The 20,679-nt window shown below is 60.8% G+C and carries 19 protein-coding genes and 1 other RNA gene; 10 read left to right on the top strand and 10 right to left on the bottom strand.

Annotated elements, in window-relative coordinates; genetic code table 11:
- Positions 1–4: 4 nt before the first annotated feature.
- The 3 genes from BUC24_RS01875 (at position 5) to BUC24_RS01865 (ending at position 2,145) form a co-directional block, all read left to right on the top strand.
- On the top strand, positions 5–424 hold the full coding sequence (locus BUC24_RS01875) for a DNA polymerase III subunit chi (RefSeq protein ID WP_073212383.1): 420 nt from the start codon (positions 5–7) through the stop codon (positions 422–424).
- A 1-nt stretch (position 425) separates the two neighbouring features.
- On the top strand, positions 426–812 hold the full coding sequence (locus BUC24_RS01870; protein WP_073212382.1) for a hypothetical protein: 387 nt from the start codon (positions 426–428) through the stop codon (positions 810–812).
- 202 nt (positions 813–1,014) lie between these two features.
- Positions 1,015–2,145, top strand: a complete 1,131-nt coding sequence (locus BUC24_RS01865) for a branched-chain amino acid ABC transporter substrate-binding protein (protein ID WP_073212381.1) — start codon at positions 1,015–1,017, stop codon at positions 2,143–2,145.
- A 153-nt stretch (positions 2,146–2,298) separates the two neighbouring features.
- Here BUC24_RS01865 and BUC24_RS01860 read toward each other — a convergent pair whose 3' ends face one another.
- Positions 2,299–2,607 carry a c-type cytochrome gene (locus BUC24_RS01860; protein WP_073212380.1) on the bottom strand — a complete coding sequence of 103 codons (309 nt, stop codon included), beginning with the start codon at positions 2,605–2,607 and terminating at the stop codon, positions 2,299–2,301.
- Positions 2,608–2,787: 180 nt separating this feature from the next.
- On the opposite strand from BUC24_RS01860, the gene BUC24_RS01855 reads away from it, so the two are divergent.
- Positions 2,788–3,021 (top strand): TIGR04438 family Trp-rich protein, encoded by a 234-nt coding sequence (locus tag BUC24_RS01855; protein ID WP_073212379.1) that lies wholly within the window; start codon positions 2,788–2,790, stop codon positions 3,019–3,021.
- A 152-nt stretch (positions 3,022–3,173) separates the two neighbouring features.
- Positions 3,174–3,980: a prolipoprotein diacylglyceryl transferase gene (gene lgt / locus BUC24_RS01850; RefSeq protein WP_073212378.1), complete on the top strand. Its 807-nt coding sequence runs from the start codon at positions 3,174–3,176 to the stop codon at positions 3,978–3,980.
- Here the strand turns inward: lgt and BUC24_RS01845 are convergent.
- The 6 genes from BUC24_RS01845 to BUC24_RS01820 form a co-directional block, all read right to left on the bottom strand.
- Positions 3,977–4,801: a sulfite exporter TauE/SafE family protein gene (locus tag BUC24_RS01845; protein ID WP_073212377.1), complete on the bottom strand. Its 825-nt coding sequence runs from the start codon at positions 4,799–4,801 to the stop codon at positions 3,977–3,979. The two genes, lgt and BUC24_RS01845, sit on opposite strands and share 4 nt — an antisense overlap.
- A 79-nt stretch (positions 4,802–4,880) precedes the next feature.
- The gene (locus BUC24_RS01840) at positions 4,881–6,452 is read right to left on the bottom strand and encodes a methyl-accepting chemotaxis protein (RefSeq protein WP_073212376.1); all 1,572 of its coding nucleotides are present in this window, start codon (positions 6,450–6,452) and stop codon (positions 4,881–4,883) included.
- A 91-nt stretch (positions 6,453–6,543) separates the two neighbouring features.
- The gene (locus BUC24_RS01835) at positions 6,544–7,005 is read right to left on the bottom strand and encodes an EVE domain-containing protein (protein ID WP_073212375.1); all 462 of its coding nucleotides are present in this window, start codon (positions 7,003–7,005) and stop codon (positions 6,544–6,546) included.
- 72 nt (positions 7,006–7,077) lie between these two features.
- Positions 7,078–7,258: non-coding RNA, 6S RNA (ssrS, locus tag BUC24_RS01830), on the bottom strand.
- Between the two features lie 46 nt (positions 7,259–7,304).
- Positions 7,305–7,616 carry a cell division protein ZapA gene (locus BUC24_RS01825; RefSeq protein WP_073212374.1) on the bottom strand — a complete coding sequence of 104 codons (312 nt, stop codon included), beginning with the start codon at positions 7,614–7,616 and terminating at the stop codon, positions 7,305–7,307.
- Positions 7,613–7,846 (bottom strand): hypothetical protein, encoded by a 234-nt coding sequence (locus tag BUC24_RS01820; RefSeq protein ID WP_073212373.1) that lies wholly within the window; start codon positions 7,844–7,846, stop codon positions 7,613–7,615. Before BUC24_RS01820 ends, BUC24_RS01825 begins: the two co-directional genes overlap by 4 nt.
- Before the next feature lie 274 nt (positions 7,847–8,120).
- Here BUC24_RS01820 and groES point away from each other — a divergent pair, with 274 nt between their 5' ends.
- The 3 genes from groES (at position 8,121) to BUC24_RS01805 (ending at position 10,708) form a co-directional block, all read left to right on the top strand.
- Positions 8,121–8,411 carry a co-chaperone GroES gene (gene groES / locus BUC24_RS01815; RefSeq protein WP_073212372.1) on the top strand — a complete coding sequence of 97 codons (291 nt, stop codon included), beginning with the start codon at positions 8,121–8,123 and terminating at the stop codon, positions 8,409–8,411.
- 27 nt (positions 8,412–8,438) lie between these two features.
- Positions 8,439–10,088: a chaperonin GroEL gene (groL, locus tag BUC24_RS01810; protein WP_073212371.1), complete on the top strand. Its 1,650-nt coding sequence runs from the start codon at positions 8,439–8,441 to the stop codon at positions 10,086–10,088.
- 143 nt (positions 10,089–10,231) lie between these two features.
- Positions 10,232–10,708 (top strand): hypothetical protein, encoded by a 477-nt coding sequence (locus BUC24_RS01805; RefSeq protein WP_073212370.1) that lies wholly within the window; start codon positions 10,232–10,234, stop codon positions 10,706–10,708.
- Between the two features lie 4 nt (positions 10,709–10,712).
- Here the strand turns inward: BUC24_RS01805 and BUC24_RS01800 are convergent, their stop codons facing one another.
- Both BUC24_RS01800 and BUC24_RS01795 read right to left on the bottom strand, forming a co-directional pair.
- Positions 10,713–12,569: a glucokinase gene (locus BUC24_RS01800; RefSeq protein ID WP_073212369.1), complete on the bottom strand. Its 1,857-nt coding sequence runs from the start codon at positions 12,567–12,569 to the stop codon at positions 10,713–10,715.
- A gap of 2 nt (positions 12,570–12,571) precedes the next feature.
- Positions 12,572–14,191 carry an alpha-glucosidase gene (locus tag BUC24_RS01795; RefSeq protein ID WP_073212368.1) on the bottom strand — a complete coding sequence of 540 codons (1,620 nt, stop codon included), beginning with the start codon at positions 14,189–14,191 and terminating at the stop codon, positions 12,572–12,574.
- 234 nt (positions 14,192–14,425) lie between these two features.
- On the opposite strand from BUC24_RS01795, the gene BUC24_RS01790 reads away from it, so the two are divergent.
- Both BUC24_RS01790 and BUC24_RS01785 read left to right on the top strand, forming a co-directional pair.
- Positions 14,426–16,012: a POT-type proton-dependent oligopeptide transporter gene (locus BUC24_RS01790; protein ID WP_073212367.1), complete on the top strand. Its 1,587-nt coding sequence runs from the start codon at positions 14,426–14,428 to the stop codon at positions 16,010–16,012.
- A 91-nt stretch (positions 16,013–16,103) separates the two neighbouring features.
- Entirely contained in the window at positions 16,104–18,797 is a 2,694-nt protein-coding gene (locus BUC24_RS01785) for an alpha-1,6-glucosidase domain-containing protein (protein WP_073212366.1), read from the top strand.
- 3 nt (positions 18,798–18,800) lie between these two features.
- Here BUC24_RS01785 and BUC24_RS01780 read toward each other — a convergent pair whose 3' ends face one another.
- Entirely contained in the window at positions 18,801–20,654 is a 1,854-nt protein-coding gene (locus tag BUC24_RS01780; RefSeq protein ID WP_073212365.1) for a glucokinase, read from the bottom strand.
- Between the last annotated feature and the right edge of the window lie 25 nt (positions 20,655–20,679).

Raw genomic sequence — 20,679 nt, 5'->3', positions numbered from 1 at the left:
GCAGATGACGCGGGTCGATTTTCATACCAATATTGCCGATAAAGTCAGCTACGCCTGCCGGCTGGCCCGCAAAGCCTACGGCGCCGGCGGCAAGCTGGTGCTGCTCGCGCCCGATGCAGGCCTGGCTGCCCAGCTCGACGCGGCGCTGTGGACGGTGGGCGAGACCGACTTCCTGCCACACGCCATGGCCGGTTCCGCACTGGCAGCGCGCTCGGCGATCATCGTCACCGACCGGATGGACGCCGCATTCCCGCACCACGACATGCTGGTCAACCTGACCCGCAGCCAGCCCGAGGGCGTCGAGCGCTTTCAGCGCGTGTTTGAAATTGTCGCCCGCGACGAAGACGATGCCGCTGCCGGACGCCAGCGCTACGTCGCCTACAAGCAGCAGGCATTCCCCCTTACCCACTTCGTCGCCGCCTGACATGAGCCAGTTCGATCAAACCATCCCGCTCCTGACGGAAGTATTCAGCGACCAGCCCGACACGGAGCCTGGCACGCCGCCGGCGGCAGCGGCGCCTGCGCGCGACGAGGTCAATGCCCACCTGGAAGAGCGGGCCATTGATACCTGGTCGGCGCCAGAATGGAATTTGCTGGAACGGCGCCTGTCGGAGCGCATCCTCCAGCAACTGCAGGGACGGGTCGACTTCGTCCTTGAACAGCGTTTGCGCGACAGCATGGAGGAAGTGCTGAAACACGCCGTGGCTGGCCTCACCAACGAGATCCGCACCGGCTTGCAAGACACCATCGAAAAAATCGTGGTGCGGGCGGTGGCGCAGGAAGTCGCGCACCTGCAATCGCTGAAAAAATAGCGGTAAACACAGGCAGCCTGCTTGCAACTGCTTACAAAATCATCAGCCGATAGCGCCAGGGGCGTGCACCATGCGCGCCCTTGTGCGTTTACTGACAATCGGCTTTGCGTTCCTGATAATTTGTTGTACCTTTTGGCCTACGCAAAATTTTCGAAAATCAGCGCCACAAGCGCTGCTGTTATCAATCCATTGGAGAATGCACATGCAGTTCAAGACCAAACTCATTCCACTAGCCATTGCCATGGCATTCGTCGGCACGGCCAGCGCGCAGGAAGTCGTCAAGATCGGCCACGTTGGTCCGATTTCCGGCGCCAGTGCACACTTGGGTAAAGATAACGAAAATGGCGCGCGTCTGGCCATCGAAGAACTGAACGCCAGCAATTTCCTGATCAACGGTAAAAAAGCCACCTTCCAGCTGGTCACCGAAGACGACGGCGCCGATCCGAAGCAAGGCACCGCAGTGGCGCAGAAACTGGTCGACGCCAAGGTCCAGGGCGTGATTGGCCACCTCAATTCCGGCACCACCGTGCCTGCCTCCAAGATTTACAACGACGCTGGCATCCCGCAGATTTCCCCGTCGTCCACCCAGCCGATGTACACCAAGCAAGGCTTCCCTGGCGCATTCCGCGTGGTCGCCAATGACAACAAGCTGGGCGGCACGCTGGGCAAATACGCTGTCACCAAACTGGGCGCCAAGAACATCGCCGTGATCGATGACCGCACGGCCTATGGCCAGGGTGTGGCAGGCGAATTCATCAAGGGTGCCAAGGGCGCCAACATCGTCGCCAAAGAATTCACGACCGACAAGGCAACTGACTTTACCGCCATCCTGACCTCGCTCAAAGCCAAGAAGCCGGACCTGGTCTTCTTTGGCGGCATGGACGCGGTCGGCGGTCCGATGCTCAAGCAAATGAAAGCACTGGGCATCAATGCCAAGTTCATGGGCGGCGACGGCGTCTGCACCGAAGGCATGATCCGCCTGGCAGGCGACGGCCTGGGCGAAGGCAATGTCACTTGCGCCGAAGCTGGCGGCGTGGCCGGCCCGCAGGAAAAAGTGCTGGCGGACTTCTCGGCCCGCTTCAAGAAGCGCTTCAATGCCGACGTGCAGCTGTACGCACCGTACGTCTACGATTCGGTCATGACCATGGCCCACGCCATGCAGAATGCCAAGTCATCCGATCCTGCCAAGTACTTGCCAGAACTGAAAAAGATCAAGCACCAGGGCGTAACCGGCCTGATCCAGTTTGACGACAAGGGCGACATCAAGGATGGCGCGCTGACCCTGTTCACCTTCAAGGGCGGCAAGCGCACCAAGATGGAAGTCATCAAGTAAGCACGCATCGCCCTCGCGGAGGCGGGGGCCCATACCACTCTTCCGACCTTGATCAGCGTGCTATGGCCCTCACCTCCGCAAGGGCGATGTGTTTGCTGTGCTCGAAAAAAAACGCGCTGACATGTCAGCGCGTTTTTTATTGACTAGCCAGAATTATTTCTGTGCCAGTACCCATTTGACCAGGGTGCGGGCTTCGGCCTCGCTCACCTGCGGATTGGCTGGCATGGGAACCGCACCCCAGGCACCGGAGCCGCCCTTCATGACTTTGGCGACCAATTTGTTCTCTGCATCTTTTTGACCGGCATACTTGGCCGCGACGTCCTTGTACGCAGGACCAACGAGCTTGGTCGCGACAGCGTGGCAAGCCATGCAATTTTTTGCTTTTGCCAGATCGGCACTGGCCATTGCGCTCGACGATGCCAGCGCCGACAACACCACACACAACATCAACGAACGTTTCATGTATTTCTCCAGAGGGAAGACTGCAACTATTTTACCGTGTTTCCGCAAAATGCAGCGGCGGCAGTCAGACCATAACGGCCAGAGAGCCCGCCCGGTTGACGCTGGGATGCCACGGGGCATGAGATAAATACCCACAAGCAACCGGAATCTTTGTAAGATGCGAGTTCACCCGGAGTTCTCATGCCTATCATTCTATTAATCCTGGCCCTTGGCCTTCTCAAATATTTCGAAGTCTGGAAATTTGCAGAAATGTCCTGGTGGTGGTGCGGCGGCCTGATGATCGTGGCCTTCATCTGGTTCGAGTACATCGAAAAAATTTTCGGCCTCGACAAGAAGAAAGCGCACGACGAAGACCGCGAGCGCCGCGAAGCGCGCCGTAAAGCCACGTTCGACCAGCAAAACCGGCGCAAATAAGTCCCGCGCAAGGCGCCACCGCGCGCCTTGGAGATGGCCTGTCCTTGCCGCGTTTCTCCCGTTCACACCCTTAGCCAGCATCCCGGCGTAAAATACCGGGCATTGCGCCGCCACGTCTGCGCCTCGTCGACTGAACTAAGGAAAAACACGCCATGCTGATTCACCCGATGCCGGACCCGGTTGCCCTGCACCTCGGCCCCATTTCCATTCACTGGTACGGCTTGATGTATGTGCTCGCCTTCGCCATGTTTCTGCTGCTGGGCCGGGTTCGCATCAAGCAGCCGCATATCGCCGCGCTGAACTGGAAAAATGAAGACCTGGATGACATGCTGTTCTACGGCATGCTGGGCGTGGTGATTGGCGGGCGCCTGGGCGAAGTGCTGTTTTACCAGCCGGCCCATTTCCTGGCACACCCGATCGACATTTTCAAAATCTGGCAGGGCGGCATGTCCTTCCACGGCGGCTTCCTGGGCGTGGTGATTGCCATGGCACTGTGGGCCCGCAAGGCCAAACGCAATCTGGCCGACGTGTACGACTTCATCGCGCCGCTGGTGCCGCTCGGCTATGCCGCTGGCCGCCTGGGCAACTTCATCAATGCCGAACTGCCGGGGCGTCTGGCGGACGCGAGCCTGCCCTGGGCCATGAGATGGCCAGGCGTGGAAGGACCGCGCCACCCGTCCCCGCTATACCAGATGATTGTCGATGGTTTACTGGTCTTCGTGCTGTTGTGGATGTACTCGCGCAAATCGCGCCCGCGCCTGGCGGTCGGCGCCATGTTTACCTTCCTGTACGGCTGCGCCCGCTTCTTCACCGAGTACTTCCGCGTGCCGGACTGGCAGACCACGGTCGCTGGCCTGCCCATCACCTCGGGTCAAGTACTGTCACTGCCGATGATTGTCGGCGCACTGATCATCCTGGCCTGGGCCTACAAAAACAATCCGCGCGCCGCGGCGGTTTAAGCAGACAGCCAGCCTGCCGTGGCCGCCGCCTTATACAGCATGTAGGCGGCCAGGCAATACAGGATCATGGCAAAGATCCGCTTGAGCTTGGCAACGGGCATGCGGTGCGCCATGCGCGCACCGTACGGCGCCATGGTCACGCTGGCTGCCGCAATCACCAGCAGGGCGGGCGCATAAATGTAGCCGAAGGACCAGGCCGGCAAACCGGGCGCGTTCCAGCCGAAATAGATATTCGACAGCGTCCCCGAGAGCGCAATGGGAAAGCCCAGCGCCGCGCTGGTGGCCACCGCATTGTGCATCTTGACGTTACACCAGGTCATGAACGGCACCGACAGGAAACCGCCGCCTGCCCCCACCAGACCCGACACCACGCCAATGCCGGCGCCAGCGGCAAACATGCCTGGCGCGGGCGGCAGTTCACGCGCTGCGGCCGGCTTGCGGTTCAGGATCATCTGCGTGGCAGAAAAGGCGACAAACACACCAAACACCAGCGCCAGCAGCGCGGTATCGAGTTGCTTGGCGATCCAGGGGCCGATCCACGAGCCCAGCACGATGCCAGGCGCCAGCTGCAGCACCACCGGCCAGCGCACGGCCCCGTGCGCATGATGGGCGCGCATGGAAGACAGCGAAGTAAACAGGATGGTGCCAAGCGAGGTGGCAATGGCCATGTGCACCACCAGCTCGGGAGGGAAGCCGCGCGCGCTGAAGATCATGGTCACAAAGGGCACCAGCACCATGCCGCCGCCCACGCCCAGCAGGCCGGCAGCAAAACCGCCGCCTATCCCCATGACCAGCAATATCAGTACCAGGCTCCAATCCATCGCGACGCATCCATGCAAATCGGGCAAAACCCGGGTGAAAGCATTTTACATGGATGACGCGGACCCGATTTTTTGGCGCTCAGGCATGGGCCAGCAAGGCCAGCTCGCGCCCTTCTTTCAGTTTGAAGGTGCCAACCAGCTGCGACAGCTGCGCCGCCTGCTCCTGCATGGCCGCGGCAGCGGCGGCAGCCTCTTCCACCAGCGCCGCGTTTTCCTGGGTAATGCCATCCATCTGCGTGATGGCCACGTTGACCTGCTCGATACCCTGCTGCTGCTCATCGCTGGCACTGCTGATGTCGCCCACGATCGCGCTGACCTTGCCAATACTGGCGACCACATTTTCCATGGTGGCGCCGGCCCGTTCGACCAGCCTTGAACCGGCGTCGACCTTGTCGACCGAATTGCCGATCAACTCCTTGATTTCGCGCGCGGCGGCCGCCGAGCGCTGCGCCAGGTTGCGCACTTCGCTGGCTACCACCGCAAAGCCGCGCCCTTGCTCGCCCGCACGCGCTGCTTCCACTGCCGCGTTCAGCGCCAGAATGTTGGTCTGGAAGGCAATGCCATCAATCACGCTGATGATGTCGACAATCTTGCGGGACGATTCGTTGATCGCGCCCATGGTGGTCACCACATCGGCCACTGCTTCGCCGCCCTGACGCGCCACGTCCGACGCGCTGATGGCCAGTTCGTTGGCCTGGCGCGCATGCGCGGCATTGTTCTTGACGGTGGCGGTGAGCTGCTCCATCGACGCGGCGGTCTCTTCCAGCGAACTGGCCTGCGCTTCGGTGCGGGTCGACAAGTCCATATTGCCGGTGGCGATTTCGCCGGAGGCGTTGTTGATGGTGTCGGTACCGCTGCGCAACTGGCTGACCAGGGTCACCAGGTTGCTATTCATGGTCTTGAGTGCGCCCATCAGCTGGCCGGTTTCATCGTTGCCTTCCACCACGATGTCGCTGCGCAGGTCGCCGGCCGATACGGCGGTGGCCACCCGCACCGCTTCCGCAATCGGCAAGGTAATGCTGCGCGTGATCACCAGCGCGCAGATGGCGCCCAGCGCCACTGCAAACAGGCATAGCGCGATCATGATCGTGCGCCCGCCCTGGTAATTGTTTTTGATCTCGACACCGGTGGCGTCCAGCAAGCCACGCTGCACCTTGGCCAGGTTATCGACGCTGGCCAGATAAGTTTCGCGTTTGGCGGCCATGTCGTTGTCGAACACGTCCTTGGCCACATCCAGGTTGCCAGCCGCCTTTTCCTTGAACACGCGTGCGCGCGCTTCCGTGTAGGCCTTGCGCGTGGTCAGCACGCCGTCAAGTGCCGTTTTGGCTGCGGGATCGGTGATGACAACGGCCAGCTTCTCCTGGATTTCGGTGGCGCGCGCCGAAGACTTTTTCATCTGCGCTTCGACCGCCTTCTGCGCTGCAGGGTCACTTGCCTGCCAGGCAGTGGTGGTGCGGGCGGCATTGACTTCGATGACTTTGACCCACTCATCGACCATGCGCTCGTTTTCCAGCTTCGACTTCATCAGCTCGTCCGTCATCTCGCTGGCGCTGTTCATGCGCCACACGCCGGTGCCAGTCAGCGCTAGCAGCAGAACCAGCAACAAGGCAAATACCAGGGACAGACGGGTGCCGATCGAAAGCTGGTTCATGGGGCGGTCCTTGCGCTGTATCGATGAACTGATCCTAGCAGCAATTGTGTTAACTGTCAGTGACAGTTTATGCCGCGTTGCAGCAGGCGCTTTATGCGCTCAGAAGCTTGTCGATAAAGCGCCATTCGGCCGGCTCGACCGGCATCACTGACAGGCGGCTGCCCTTGGCCAGCAAGCGCATCTGTTCAAGCTGCGGATGGGTGCGCAATTCCTTCAGGCTCAGCAGGCGGGTCTTGCGCACGGCGCGCACGTCGACACTGATCCAGCGCGGCTGTTCGGCGCTGGCTTTGGGATCATAGTAATGACTGGCTGGGTCGAACTGGGTGGCATCGGGATACGGCGTGCTGACCACTTCGACGATGCCGGCAATACCCGGCTCGGCGCAGCTGGAGTGATAGAACAGCACCAGATCGCCAACGGCCATGCCGTCGCGCATGAAGTTGCGCGCCTGGTAGTTACGCACACCGAACCAGGGCACCGTGCGCGCTGGCGCGGCCAGCACGTCATCGATGCTGACTTCATCGGGTTCGGATTTCATCAACCAGTAATGCATGTGCTGTCCATAAATACGTTAACATAAAAAAAACGGCTGCGACCAAGGTGCGCAACCGTTTTTTTTTGGAATCGAAGCCCCGCATGTGCCGTCTTCGCCGGCATCCTGAACCTAATGGTTCAAGGCGGTCACAGTTAGTTCAATTTCGGGTTCGTCAAACGAGTGACGCTCACTCCCATCAAACAAAATTCCGCAACCTGTGCACATAAATGGTTCAAGGAATATATGGCAATCGCGAACACCGCAGGGTGGAACGGAGTTTACTCTCATATGTCGATTAGTCAAACGAATTTGACCGATCAGAACAGATTTTCCTGTGGCGTGAGGGCGCTGTCCAAAACCGTATGCATTGCACCCAATTTTTGCTTGACTTCCAGGATCGACAAATCGGACAGCGGACCTTGCGGCGCCTTCACGGACAAAAATTCCGCGGCCATGCTCAGCGCTGCCATGACGGCAATGCGGTCATTGCCCTTGACCTTGCCGGAGTCGCGCAGCGCCGTCATTTTGCCATCAAGGTAGCTCACGGCTTCCTGCAAGGTTTTCTGTTCACCTTCCTTGCAGGCGAGGCGATACGAATTGCCCATGATGGTGACATCGAGATGGATCATTGTGCGGCCTCGTCATGTGGTTCGGCGTCCTCGCCCGGCGCTTGCGGCATTTGCGCCAGCAGCGCCTCGACCCGGTGCTGGGCCTCGGTCAGGCGTTCCATGAACGCCAGATTTTCGGCCGCCAGCAAGGCATTCGACTGGCGCAGGGTCGCGTTCTCGCGGCGGAGGGACTGGGTCAACTCGGCAAGCCGGTCAATTTTGTCGGACAGGTCGTGGAATTCAGAAATCATCCCAATACTATAGGGCTGTGAACGTTTTTTAGTCAACCGATTCAGGCGCTTAGCGCCGGTATTTGATGCGACGCATCATTCTCTGGCGGCCTGCAAGTTTGTTCCATATCAAGCTTCTAAATGAAATAAAACAGATGACGCCTTGAAAACAGCCCCTACCGTCCCTATAATTAGCACTCGTTAGCAGAGAGTGCTAACAACGAATTTCAGCTGCTGCAGACCCTGCCGCGGCCTTGAATAGCAAGTCAAACCATTGAATTTAAAGGAGTTTTGCATGAACCTTCGCCCATTGCACGATCGCGTTATCGTCAAGCGTCTCGACCAGGAAACCAAAACTGCATCCGGCCTGATCATCCCTGACGCAGCCGCCGAGAAACCAGATCAAGGCGAAATCCTCGCTGTTGGCAACGGTAAAGTCCAGGATGACGGCAAAGTGCGCCCGCTGGAAGTGAAAGTCGGCGACCGCGTCCTGTTCGGCAAATACTCCGGCCAAACCGTCAAAGTTGACGGCGACGAACTGCTGGTGATGCGCGAAGAAGACATCATGGCCGTCCTGGTCAAGTAATTCCCTTATATTCTCGGAGAACAAAACATGGCAGCTAAAGATGTAGTATTCGGCGACGCAGCGCGCGCCAAGATGGTTGAAGGCGTAAACATTCTCGCCAACGCAGTCAAAGTCACCCTGGGTCCTAAGGGCCGCAACGTGGTGCTCGAGCGCTCGTTCGGTGCCCCGACCGTCACCAAGGACGGCGTATCGGTTGCGAAAGAAATTGAACTCAAAGACAAGCTCATGAACATGGGCGCGCAAATGGTCAAGGAAGTTGCTTCCCGCACCAGCGACAACGCTGGCGACGGCACCACCACCGCGACCGTGCTGGCACAAGCCATCGTGCGCGAAGGCATGAAGTTCGTTGCCGCCGGCATGAACCCAATGGACCTCAAGCGCGGCATCGACAAGGCAGTTGCTGCCACCGTTGAAGAGCTGGCCAAGATCTCCAAGCCATGCACCACCACCAAAGAAATCGCCCAGGTTGGCGCCATTTCGGCCAACTCCGACTATTCGATCGGCGAGCGCATCGCTGAAGCGATGGAAAAAGTCGGCAAGGAAGGCGTTATCACCGTGGAAGACGGCAAGTCGCTGAACGACGAGCTGGACATCGTTGAAGGTATGCAGTTCGACCGCGGCTACCTGTCGCCTTACTTCATCAACAACCCGGACAAGCAAGTTGCCATCCAGGACAATCCATTTGTTCTGCTGTGCGACAAGAAGATCTCGAACATCCGCGATCTGCTGCCGATCCTGGAACAAGTTGCCAAAGCTGGCCGTCCACTGCTGATCATCGCTGAAGACATCGAAGGCGAAGCACTGGCCACCCTGGTGGTCAACAACATCCGTGGCATCCTGAAAACCTGCGCCGTCAAGGCACCAGGCTTCGGCGACCGCCGCAAAGCCATGCTGGAAGACATCGCTGTCCTGACCGGCGGCCAGGTGATCGCTGAAGAAGTCGGCCTGACCCTGGAAAAAGTCACCCTGGCAGAACTGGGCCAGGCCAAGCGCGTTGAAGTGGGCAAGGAAAACACCATCATCATCGACGGTGCTGGCCAGGCTGAAGCGATCGAAGCACGCGTCAAGCAAGTTCGCGTACAGATCGAAGAAGCGTCGTCGGACTACGACCGCGAAAAACTGCAAGAGCGCGTGGCCAAGCTGGCTGGCGGTGTTGCCGTGATCAAGGTTGGCGCTGCCACCGAAGTCGAAATGAAAGAAAAGAAAGCACGCGTGGAAGATGCACTGCACGCTACCCGCGCTGCCGTAGAAGAAGGTATCGTGCCTGGCGGCGGCGTTGCTCTGCTGCGCGCCCGTGCCAACATCACCGTCAAGGGCGACAATCCTGACCAGGATGCTGGTATCAAGATCGTTCTGCGCGCCATGGAAGAGCCACTGCGCATGATCGTGCAAAACGCGGGCGAAGAATCGTCGGTGGTCGTTGCAGCTGTTCTGGCTGGCAAGGGCAACTACGGTTACAACGCGGCCAACGGCACCTACGGCGACATGGTCGAAATGGGTGTTCTGGACCCAGCAAAAGTCACCCGCTCGGCACTGCAGAACGCAGCCTCGATCGCTGGCCTGATGCTGACCACCGACGCCATGGTGTGCGAACTGGCTGAAGACAAGCCAGCTGGCGGCGGCATGGGCGGTATGGGTGGCATGGGCGGCATGGGCGGTATGGACGGCATGATGTAATTGCTGTTCACCTGAACGCACAAAGCCTGCAGGGTTCGCGCCCTGCGGGCTTTTTTTATGCTGCGGCAGCGCCGCGTGCGCGGTTGCCGATGCTCATCGTTTGCTTTAGTATTGCCGCATCTTCATCCCTCCAGACCAGCTCGATGCAATACAAGAACACCATTATCGTCACCGTGTTTGTGGCCGTTTCCGGCATTGCGCTCTGGTATGACCGCCACCATGCCGCACCCGCGCCGGTGGTCGAAAAGCCGACCCCGATCGTGGTCCAGCAAGTGCCGTTCAGCGGGCCTCGTTCCAAGTCGGATGCGGTCGCTGCCCTGATGACGCTGCCGGAACTGAAAGCTTGGTCCGCGCATTTGGAAAAGTCCTCGGGCGGTGCCAGCCATGGCGCCATCATCGAGTACGGTCCGACCCCGAAGACCATCGGCGGCAAGCGCTACTGGCAATTGAGCTACGTGGAAAATACGCCGGATGCGGCACATCGCTGGGAAAGCTTCCTGGTGGGCCAGGACAATCCCGACATTCTCATTGAAGATGACGAATCGGGCCTGCCGATGCCGCTGGAACAATGGCGCAAAGAGCGCAATCCGATGGCGCGCACCAGCGCCCTGTGGCCGTAAGCGTCTAGCTGCCCAGGTGCGAGATCAGCATGTGATGCTGATCGGTGCCTGCCGCATCATCGCGCTCGCCACGTCCGTCCAGTGAAATCCCGACCGACAAAATATCAATCAGCAGCAGCTGCAGCACGCGCGAAATCATCGACAGGAACGTCGTGCTGTCTTCCGCATGGTCGACCGCCAGGCACACGCTGGCCTTCTTGGCCAACGGTGAACCGCTGCTGGTGATGGCAATGACATCGGCGCCCGCAGCGCGCGCCGCTTCGACCGCTGTCAGCAGCTCCGGCAAACGGCCCGAATTGGAAATGGCCACCACCACATCGCCTGGCTGCAGCAACTCCGCCGCCAGCGTGAACAAATGCGAGTCGCCATAGGAGGCGGTGGGAATGCGGAAGCGGAAGAACTTGTGCTGCCCGTCGAGCGCCACCACACGCGAATTGCCAAGCGCGTAAAACTCGACCCGTTTGGCCCGCGTGAGCAATTCGATGGCGCGGTCAATCGAACGCACATCGAGCTGGTCGCGGAATTTGAGAATGGCCGAGACGGTATTGTCGATCACCTTGGCCGACACGTCGTGCGTGCTGTCGCCGGTGCGTACCTGGCTGTGGCGCACGGGAATGGCGCCGGTCAGACTGCTGGCAAACTTGAGTTTGAAATCGGCCAGACCCAAAAAACCCAGCGACCGGCAAAATCGGATCACGGTTGGCTGGCTTACTTCCGCCAGGCGCGCTATGCCAGCAATCGGTTCGTTGAGCACCAGGCGTGGGTGCTCGAGCACCAGCGTGGCTACGCGCTGTTCGGCTGGGGTCAGTTCGTGCTGCAAATGGCCGATGCGCTCCATCAGGGTGTTGGCGCCACTGCGCCCGCGCAGGTGCTCCGACAAGATGGTTGCCACACCGTGGAAGGCCGGATTGGGCGTTGTGATGACGTAGGTGGGAATGTCAGCCAGGTAGCTGGAAAAGCGTCCCTTGGCCTCGAAGCGGGCGCGGAACTGCGACTGCGCAAACCACTCCCCCATGCGCGGCACGATGCCGCCGCCGATGAACACACCGCCAAAAGAGCCCAGCGTCACTGCCAGGTTGGCCGCTGCCCCGCCCAGCATGCCGCAGAAGCAGTCCAGCACTTCCAGGCACAGCGCATCGCGCTCGTCGAGCGCGCCGCTGATGATGTCGGGCGAGCTGCGCGGCGGCGCCTTGACGCCGTTGCGGTGCGCCAGCGCGCGATAAATGATTTCCATGCCCGGGCCGGAGATCAGGCGCTCGTTCGACACGTGCGGCCACTCCTGCCAGGCAAACTGCAAGATCGCGAATTCGCGTTCGTCGGCGGGCGCAAAATTGACGTGGCCGCCCTCGGACCCCAGCGTGACAAAGCCATCGGCCGTTGGAATCACGCCCGACACCCCCAGGCCGGTGCCCGGTCCAAGCACACCCACTACAGCATTGCCGGCCGGCGCGCCGCCGCCCACCTTCATCAGGTCTTCAGGGCGCAGGCCGGGAATGGCCATGGCCAGCGCGGTAAAGTCATTGACGATCAGGAGCGTCTGCAAACCCAGCTCACGGCGCACCGCGTCGGTAGAGAACTGCCAGTCGCGATTGGTCATGCGAACCTGGTCGCCATTGACCGGATTGGCCACGGCCAGCGCTGCATGGTGCAGCGTGGCGTCGTCGTGATCGGACAGGTAAAACCGCAACAGCGGCACGATGCCTTCAAAGTCGTCGCAGCGCAGCACCCGCACCGAGCGGAATACACCCGGCGCGGTCTGCAATGCAAATCGCGCGTGCGTGGCCCCGATGTCGGCCAGCAGGCGCGGGCCGTCGGCAAACGCCGTGCGGGCAAACTTCTCCGGATCGGTGTGGTCGTTCATGATTACTGTTTGCTGCCGAACCAGGCGCCGTACGCTGGCAAGGTGACCGTGGTGCCGTCTACGCTGCCCGGCATGCCATGGCCATCCATGGCGACCGCGCCCGCGACGGCGGGCAGCGTCACGCTGACCGGTTCCGCGCTCAGATTGAACACCGCCACCACCGATGCATGCCCAGCCAGATCGCGCTGCAGCGCCAGCACCGGCTCGGGCGCGTCGAAGAAGACGATCTCGCCGCGTGTGAGTTGCGGCTGCTGACGGCGCCACTTGATCAGACGGCGCGCGAAGTTGAGCGTGGAATCGGGGTCGTTTTCCTGCAGCGACGCGGCCGAAGCCACGTGCTGATCGGCCACTGGCAGCCATGGTTTGCCACTGGTGAAGCCTGCGTGGGGCTTGGCCGCATCCCACGGCATCGGTGTGCGGCAGCCGTCACGGCCCTTGAACTCTGGCCAGAAGGTGATGCCATATGGGTCCTGCAGGAGTTCGAAAGGCACGTCCGCTTCGGTCAGGGCCAGTTCGTCGCCCTGGTACAGGCACGGTGTACCTTTCAGCGCCAGTTGCATGGCCAGCACCAGGCGTGCCACGGCAGGCGTTGGATTGCTGCCACCCCAGCGCGTCATCACGCGCTGCACATCGTGGTTCCCCACCGACCACGAAGCCCAGCCGCCCTTCACGCGCGCCTCGAACTCTTCGCCCTGATTGCGGATGTAGGCCGCCGTGAACACTGGTGTCAGCAGATTGAAGCTGTACGCCATGTGCAGCTTGTCGCCGTCGGCAGTGTAGTCGGCCATGACGCCCAGATTGTCGTCGGCGCCAACTTCACCAATCGAGATCGCGCCAAATTCGTCGAGCAGCGCGCGAATCTTCTGCAGGAAGGCCAGGTTTTCGGGCCGCGTCTTGTCGTACACGTGCGCCTGCATACCGTAGGGATTAACGTCGCTGACGGTTGCGGTATCGCGATTGACTGCAGGCGGGTTGCTGCGCAACTCCGGGTCGTGGAAGTGGAAATTGCATGCGTCCATGCGCACGCCATCGACACCGCGCTCAAGCCAGAAGCGCAAACAGTCCAGGTGCGCCTGCTGCACCTGCGGATTGTGGAAGTTCATGTCCGGCTGGCTGACCAGGAAGTTATGCAGGTAGTACTGCTTGCGGCGCGTGTCCCAGTGCCAGGACGAGCCACCAAACACCGACAGCCAGTTATTTGGCGGATTGCCGTCCGGGAGTGGATCGGCCCACACGTACCAGTCCGACTTTGGATTGTCGCGGCTCTTGCGGCTCTCCACAAACCAGGGGTGCGCTTCGGCCGTATGCGACATGACCTGGTCGATCATGATCTTGATGCCCAGGCTATGCGCCTTGGCGATCAGCGCATCGAAGTCGGCCAGATTGCCGAACAGGGGATCAACGTCGCAGTAATCAGAAACGTCGTAGCCGAAGTCCTTCATCGGCGACTTGAAGAAAGGCGAGATCCAGACAATGTCCACGCCCAGCGAGGCGATGTAGTCCAGCTTTTCGGTAATGCCGGGCAAATCGCCCACGCCATCACCATTGGTATCGAGAAAACTGCGTGGATAGACCTGATAAATGATGGCTTCGCGCCACCAAGGCGTAATGGAATTCGGCATGGACTGTCTCGTGGTTGATTTTGTAGATAATATACATCAGGACTAGCGATTTCACAACAAGACGCGAGGCCCAACAAAAACGGAATAAACCCATAAAAATCATGTGCTTATCCGAGATATACAACTTCGAAGCGTAAAATTTCTGTACTCAAACTACAGACATAAAATCAAGTATTGCCAGTGTGGGCGCTTAGCGCTTAGCATCGCGTCTGGTCGAATCCCCATGGAGCAAGAATGTCGCAGCTGCAAAAACACGATGGCAATGGGCCAATGCCCCGGCAAATTCCCTTTATCGTCGGCACCGAGGGCTGCGAGCGCTTCAGCTTCTACGGGATGCGCAACATTCTTACCCCCTTCCTGATCAGTACCCTGCTGCTGTTCATGCCAGGCGCCGAGCGCGCCGGCGCCGCCAAGGACGTGTTCCACACCTTTGTCATCGGGGTCTACTTCTTCCCACTGCTGGGCGGCTGGATTGCCGACCGCTTTTTTGGCAAGTACGACACCATCCTGTGGCTCAGTTTTGTGTATTGCGCAGGCCATGCTTGCCTGGCCATTTGGGACGATAGCGTCACCGGTTTCTATACCGGCCTGTTCCTGATCGCGCTGGGCTCGGGCGGCATCAAGCCCTTGATCTCCACCTTCGTCGGCGACCAGTTCGACCAGACCAACAAGAACAAAGCCAAGGTGGTCTACGACGTGTTCTACTGGATTATCAATTTCGGCTCCTTCTTCGCCTCGCTGTCGATGCCGGTCTTCCTGAAAAACTACGGTCCTTCAGTCGCTTTTGGCATTCCCGGCGCGCTGATGTTCATCGCTACCGTGATCTTCTGGATGGGCCGTAACAAGTACGTGCACCTGCCACCCACCCCGCCAGATCCGCATTCGTTCCTGAACGTGTGCCGCAGCGCGCTGCTCGCGCACAAGAGCGGCGCCGGACGGCCCGGCCTGATCGTGGCATCGGTGGGCGCTGCCGGTGCGGCCGCAGCGCTGGCCATGTCGTTCTCCTGGGATTTCGTCATCGCTGCCTGCACGGCACTGGTGCTGCTGCTCGCTTTTGGCGGCATCGGCACTGCCATGCAGCTCGAGCGGGCGCGCGGCATGCATCCCGATGAAGCGGTTGACGGCGTGCGCGCGGTACTGCGCGTGCTGATCGTGTTCGCTCTGGCCACACCCTTCTTCTCGCTGTTCGACCAGAAGGCCTCAACCTGGATCGTGCAGGCCAACGCCATGGTCGCGCCCACCATCCACGCCTTCGGCACCGCATTCACGTTTGTACCGGCGCAGATGCAGGCGCTTAATCCTTTGCTGGTGATGCTCTTCATCCCGTTCAATAACGTGGTCCTGTTCCCGCTGCTGCGCAAGGCAGGCATTGAGCCGTCGCCGCTGCGCCGCATGACCACTGGTATCGTGTTTTCAAGCTTGTCATGGATCGTGATTGGCGCCGTACAGCTGGCCATCGACAGCGGTGAGCCTGTATCGATGGCGTGGCAGGTCCTGCCCTACGCATTGCTGACCTTTGGCGAAGTGCTGGTGGCTGCCACCGGGCTCGAATTCGCGTACAGCCAGGCACCTAAATCGATGAAAGGCGTAATCATGGCCTTCTGGTTCCTGACCACCACCGTCGGCAACCTGTGGGTTTTGATCGCCAATAAGGGCGTCAAGAACGAAGCGCTGATTGCCCACATCGATGGCAGCGGCATCAGCGTCATGGCCTTCCAGATGTTCTTCTTCGCCGCCTTTGCCATGGCCGCGGCAGTGGTCTTCGGCTGGTACGCCACGCGCTACAAAATGACGGATAACTATCGGAGCACGGTAGCGTAGTCTGACTACATAAAATGGGCTAAACTCCTGATTCTATTGCACCATCAAGCCTCTAAACCATGTAGCTTGAGTAATTAATCAGGAACCGCCCATGCGCTTTGCGCCCTCGTTCGCCGCCCTTACTCTGGCCGCTGCCGCCCTCCCCGGCAGCGCTGCAGTCTCCCTTGATGCCTGCAACGCAACGGATTTTCAAACGGTCCTGCAGCCCAACACGGCCCCGCAGCCCGCGCGCGCCGTCTGGCTCGACCGGTACGCGCTGAAATGGCCGGGCGCCAGCGCATCGGGCAGCTTCAAGCTGTACCACTCACCGCTGGGCAGCATCACCGTCGCGAACGGGCGCATTGACGGCGCCGCCGGTTCCCTGCCCTTGACCAGCGGCGCCGCGTCGACGCCATCGCGCTTTCACTTCGTTGGCGCCGGCCCTGTTCTGCGCGTGCCTTCGATTGATACAGAAAGGCTGCGCGCCCTGCACCGCGAACAGCTCGTGCTGGTTCAGGAAGCGGCCGACGGCAGCGTGATCGGCGCAACCCGTATTCAGGTAGCAGGGGCGCTGGATGATCTTTACGGCGCCGCATCGCGCACGCCCGATCTGGGCGCCACGCCAGGCGCGCGCGGCACCAGCTTCAAGCTGTGGGCGCCAAGCGCGCAGCAAGTGGCCGTCTGCATCTACGAGGGTCCCGATACGCCAGCCGTCGCGGTAACAGCCCTGCAAAGTGAGCGCGCCACCGGCATCTGGCAAGCGCGTGATGCACGCAATCTGTCTGGCCGCTACTACCGCTATCTGGTGGACGTGATTGCCGATGGCACTGGCCTGGTGCGCAACCACGTTACCGACCCGTACTCGGTCAGCCTGAGCACCGACTCCAAACGCAGTTACATTGCCGACCTGGCAGAGCCACGGCTCAAGCCAAAAGGCTGGGACCAGCACCAGACGCCCAATCGGGTATCAGCGCAGACCGACATGGTCGTCTATGAACTGCATGTGCGCGATTTTTCGATCAATGACAATACCGTTGCCCCTTCCAGGCGCGGCAAGTACGCCGCGTTCGGCGAGGCGGCCTCCAACGGCATGCGGCACCTGTCAGCGCTGAGCAGCGCTGGAATGACCGACATCCACCTGCTGCCGGTGTACGACATCGCCACCGTGCCGGAACACGATTGTGCGGTGCCGTCGCCGGCAGGAGCGCCCGACAGCGATGCGCAGCAAGCGCTGGTGATGGCCAACGCAGGCAATGACTGCTTCAACTGGGGCTACGACCCGTATCATTACAGCGCGCCCGAAGGCAGTTACGCCAGCGACGCAGCTGACGGCGCACGCCGCATCATCGAGTTCCGCGAGATGGTCATGAACCTGCACCGTGCCGGCCTGCGGGTCGGGATGGACGTGGTCTACAACCATACCTTTGCAGCTGGCCAGAAAGAGCGCTCGGTACTCGACCGTATTGTGCCTGGCTACTATCACCGGCTCGACGCCGACGGCAAGGTTGCCCAGTCCACCTGCTGTGACAATACCGCCACCGAAAACCGCATGATGGAAAAGCTGATGATCGATTCCGTCGCGCTCTGGACGCGCCACTACCGCATCGACTCGTTCCGCTTCGACCTGATGGGACACCAGCCGCGCGCCGCCATGGAGCGCTTGCAGGCCCGCGTCAACCGCGCCGCAGGCAAGCAGGTGAACCTGATTGGTGAAGGCTGGAATTTCGGTGAAGTGGAAAACGGCGCCCGTTTCGTACAGGCGTCGCAGCTATCCTTGAATGGCAGCGGCATCGGCACCTTCAGCGACCGCGCGCGCGATTCCGTCCGGGGCGGAGGCGCCAGCGATAGTGGTCTCGACATGTTCAAGCGCCAGGGTTACATCAACGGCCTGGTGTACGACGCCAATGCCTACGCCGGCGAGCGGCCGGCGGCCGATTTGCTGGCCGCAGCCGATATGGTCAAGGTGGGGCTGGCCGGCTCGGTACGCAGCTATCGCATGGCAACCCAGGACGGCACCATCAAGCGGCTCGACGCCATCGACTACAGCGGCCAGCCGGCCGGCTACGCCAGCGAGCCCGGAGAGGCAGTCAACTACGTCGAGAACCACGACAATCAGACGCTGTACGATATGAACGTCTTCAAGCTGCCGCTGGAAACAAGCAGCGCCGAACGCGCGCGCGTGCAGATACTCGCTGCCGCCATCAACGCCTTCAGCCAGGGCGTGGCTTACTTCCACGCCGGGATCGACACCCTGCGCTCCAAATCGCTGGACCGCAACAGCTTCAATTCGGGCGACTGGTTCAACCGCATCGACTGGAGCTACCAGGATAACTACTTCGGGACCGGCCTGCCGCCAGCGGCCGACAACGGCAAGGATTACGCGCTACTCAAGCCACTGCTTGCCAATGCCGCGCTCAAGCCAGCGCCAGCGGATATTGCTTTTGCGCGCGACGCGTTTCGTGATCTGCTGCGCATCCGCGCCAGCTCCACGCTGTTCCGACTGCGCACAGCGGCTGACATCAACGCGCGCCTGCGCTTTTACAATACCGGACCGCAGCAGGTGCCCACGATTGTCGCGGCGCGCATCGACGGCAAGGGCTATCGCGGCGCCAATTTCAGCGCCGTGAACTACTTCATCAACGTGGACAAAGAAGCGCGCAGCATTGCCATTGACGCCAGTGCGGCGGCACGCATGCGCCTGCACCCGGCGCACCAGGCCGACCCGCGCGCGGCGCAGGCGCACTACGACCATGCGACCGGGATGATGCACATCCCGGCACGCACCGCAGTGGTCTTCGTGGAGTAAAGGTCAGATGTCGAGGTGCGAGATCAGCATGCGCTTCTTCTCGGCCTCGGTATCGCTGATGGCTTGGGGGCCAAGTGAAATGCCGACCGACAGAATATCGATCAGCAGCAGCTGCAAGATACGCGAAATCATGGACAGGAACGAGGTGCTGTCCTCGCTGTGATCGACAGCCAGGCAGACGGTCGCCTTTTTGGCCAGCGCCGACTTGCTGCTGGTGATGGCGATGACGGCCGCACCCGCGGCACGCGCCGCGTCGACTGCTTCCAGCAGCTCCGGCAATTGGCCGGAGGTGGAAATCACGATCACCACATCACCTGGCTGCAGCAGTTCGGCAGCCAGTTTGAACAGATGCGAATCACCGTAAGCCGACGTCGGAATCCGGAACCGGAAGAACTTGTGCTGACCGTCCAGCGCCACCACGCGCGAATTGCCCATGGCGTAAAACTCGACACGGCGCGCGTTGCGCAGCAGTTCAATGGCGCGGTCAATTGACACCACATCGAGCTGGTCGCGGAACTTGAGAATGGCCGACACGGTATTGTCGATTACCTTGGCCGACAGGTCGTGGGTACTGTCCGACACGCGCACCTGGCTGTGGCGCACAGGGATCGTGCCGGTCAGGCTGCTGGCAAACTTGAGCTTGAAATCGGCCAGGCCAAGGAAGCCCAGCGAGCGGCAGAAACGGATCACGGTAGGCTGGCTGACATCGGCCAGACGCGCGATTTCGGCAATTGGCTCGCCCAGTACTTTGCGCGGATGCTCGAGTACCAGCGTGGCCACGCGCTGCTCGGCCGGCGACAGCTCGTGCTGCAAGTGCTGCACCCGCTCCATCAGGGTATTGGCGCCACTGCGGCCGCGCAAATGCTCGGACAGGATGGTTGCCACGCCGTAGAAGGCCGGATTGGGCGTCATGATCACATAGGTCGGGATCTCGGCAAGGTAACCGGTAAAACGGCCCTTCGCTTCAAAGCGCGCGCGGAATGCGGACTTTGCAAACAGTTCGGCCATGCGCGGCACAATGCCGCCCCCGATGAAAATGCCGCCAAAGGCACCGAGCGTGACGGCCAGGTTGGCTGCAGCGCCGCCCAGCATGCCGCAGAAGCAATCCAGCACTTCCAGGCACAAAGGATCGTTTTCGTCGAGGGCACCACTGATGATCTCGGGCGAAGTGCGCGGCGCCGCCTTGACGCCATTACGTTCGGCCAGCGCGCGGTAGATGATCTCCATGCCCGGTCCGGAAATCAGGCGCTCGTTCGAGACGTGCTGCCATTCCTTCCATGCGTACTGCAGGATCGCGAATTCGCGTTCGTCGGCAGGCGCAAAGTTGACGTGGCCGCCTTCGGAACCCAGCGTGACAAAGCCGTCGATGGTAGGAATCACGCCGGACACGCCCAGGCCGGTGCCCGGCCCCAGCACGCCAATCACCGCGTTCGATGCGGCAGTGCCGCCCCCCACCTGCATCAAATCGGCGCCGGACAAGCCGGGCAGCGACATGGCCAGGGCTGTAAAGTCGTTGACGATCAACAGCGTGTTCAGACCCAGCTCGCGCCGCACCTCGTCGGTGGAGAAGGTCCAGTCACGATTGGTCATGCGGATCATGTCGCCGCTGATCGGATTGGCCAGCGCGAATGCCGCGTGGTTCAGGCGAATATTCTTGTGATCGGCCAGGTAGGAGTGCAGCAGCGGGACAATGCCGGCGAAGTCATCGCATTTGAGCACGCTCACCGAGCGCAACACGCCGGGAGCGGTCTCCAGAGCAAAGCGCGCGTGGGTGGCGCCGATGTCTGCCAGCAGACGCGGACCGTCGGCGTAGGCGGTGCGGCTGTATTTCGGTTCGGAGTCGGATTCTTTGGTCATCGCGGTAAATGGGGCCAGGTTCGCG

Origin of the sequence: Massilia sp. CF038, from assembly GCF_900129765.1 — a bacterium.
GTDB lineage: Bacteria > Pseudomonadota > Gammaproteobacteria > Burkholderiales > Burkholderiaceae_D > Telluria_A.
The sequence above is the reverse complement of the archived record's forward strand: the minus strand, read 5'-3'. Positions and strand labels throughout refer to the sequence as shown.

What these genes read in the sequence shown, in the direction of transcription:
- groES (WP_073212372.1), top strand. Translation starts at nt 8,121, where the DNA reads ATGAACCTTCGCCCATTGCACGATCGCGTTATCGTCAAGCGTCTCGAC.
- BUC24_RS01870 (WP_073212382.1), top strand. Translation starts at nt 426, where the DNA reads ATGAGCCAGTTCGATCAAACCATCCCGCTCCTGACGGAAGTATTCAGC.
- BUC24_RS01865 (WP_073212381.1), top strand. Translation starts at nt 1,015, where the DNA reads ATGCAGTTCAAGACCAAACTCATTCCACTAGCCATTGCCATGGCATTC.
- BUC24_RS01835 (WP_073212375.1), bottom strand. Translation starts at nt 7,005, where the DNA reads ATGCATTACTGGTTGATGAAATCCGAACCCGATGAAGTCAGCATCGAT.
- BUC24_RS01825 (WP_073212374.1), bottom strand. Translation starts at nt 7,616, where the DNA reads ATGATCCATCTCGATGTCACCATCATGGGCAATTCGTATCGCCTCGCC.
- BUC24_RS01795 (WP_073212368.1), bottom strand. Translation starts at nt 14,191, where the DNA reads ATGCCGAATTCCATTACGCCTTGGTGGCGCGAAGCCATCATTTATCAG.
- BUC24_RS01875 (WP_073212383.1), top strand. Translation starts at nt 5, where the DNA reads ATGACGCGGGTCGATTTTCATACCAATATTGCCGATAAAGTCAGCTAC.
- BUC24_RS01860 (WP_073212380.1), bottom strand. Translation starts at nt 2,607, where the DNA reads ATGAAACGTTCGTTGATGTTGTGTGTGGTGTTGTCGGCGCTGGCATCG.
- BUC24_RS01820 (WP_073212373.1), bottom strand. Translation starts at nt 7,846, where the DNA reads ATGATTTCTGAATTCCACGACCTGTCCGACAAAATTGACCGGCTTGCC.
- BUC24_RS01800 (WP_073212369.1), bottom strand. Translation starts at nt 12,569, where the DNA reads ATGAACGACCACACCGATCCGGAGAAGTTTGCCCGCACGGCGTTTGCC.
- lgt (WP_073212378.1), top strand. Translation starts at nt 3,174, where the DNA reads ATGCTGATTCACCCGATGCCGGACCCGGTTGCCCTGCACCTCGGCCCC.
- BUC24_RS01805 (WP_073212370.1), top strand. Translation starts at nt 10,232, where the DNA reads ATGCAATACAAGAACACCATTATCGTCACCGTGTTTGTGGCCGTTTCC.
- BUC24_RS01785 (WP_073212366.1), top strand. Translation starts at nt 16,104, where the DNA reads ATGCGCTTTGCGCCCTCGTTCGCCGCCCTTACTCTGGCCGCTGCCGCC.
- BUC24_RS01790 (WP_073212367.1), top strand. Translation starts at nt 14,426, where the DNA reads ATGTCGCAGCTGCAAAAACACGATGGCAATGGGCCAATGCCCCGGCAA.
- groL (WP_073212371.1), top strand. Translation starts at nt 8,439, where the DNA reads ATGGCAGCTAAAGATGTAGTATTCGGCGACGCAGCGCGCGCCAAGATG.
- BUC24_RS01845 (WP_073212377.1), bottom strand. Translation starts at nt 4,801, where the DNA reads ATGGATTGGAGCCTGGTACTGATATTGCTGGTCATGGGGATAGGCGGC.
- BUC24_RS01780 (WP_073212365.1), bottom strand. Translation starts at nt 20,654, where the DNA reads ATGACCAAAGAATCCGACTCCGAACCGAAATACAGCCGCACCGCCTAC.
- BUC24_RS01840 (WP_073212376.1), bottom strand. Translation starts at nt 6,452, where the DNA reads ATGAACCAGCTTTCGATCGGCACCCGTCTGTCCCTGGTATTTGCCTTG.
- BUC24_RS01855 (WP_073212379.1), top strand. Translation starts at nt 2,788, where the DNA reads ATGCCTATCATTCTATTAATCCTGGCCCTTGGCCTTCTCAAATATTTC.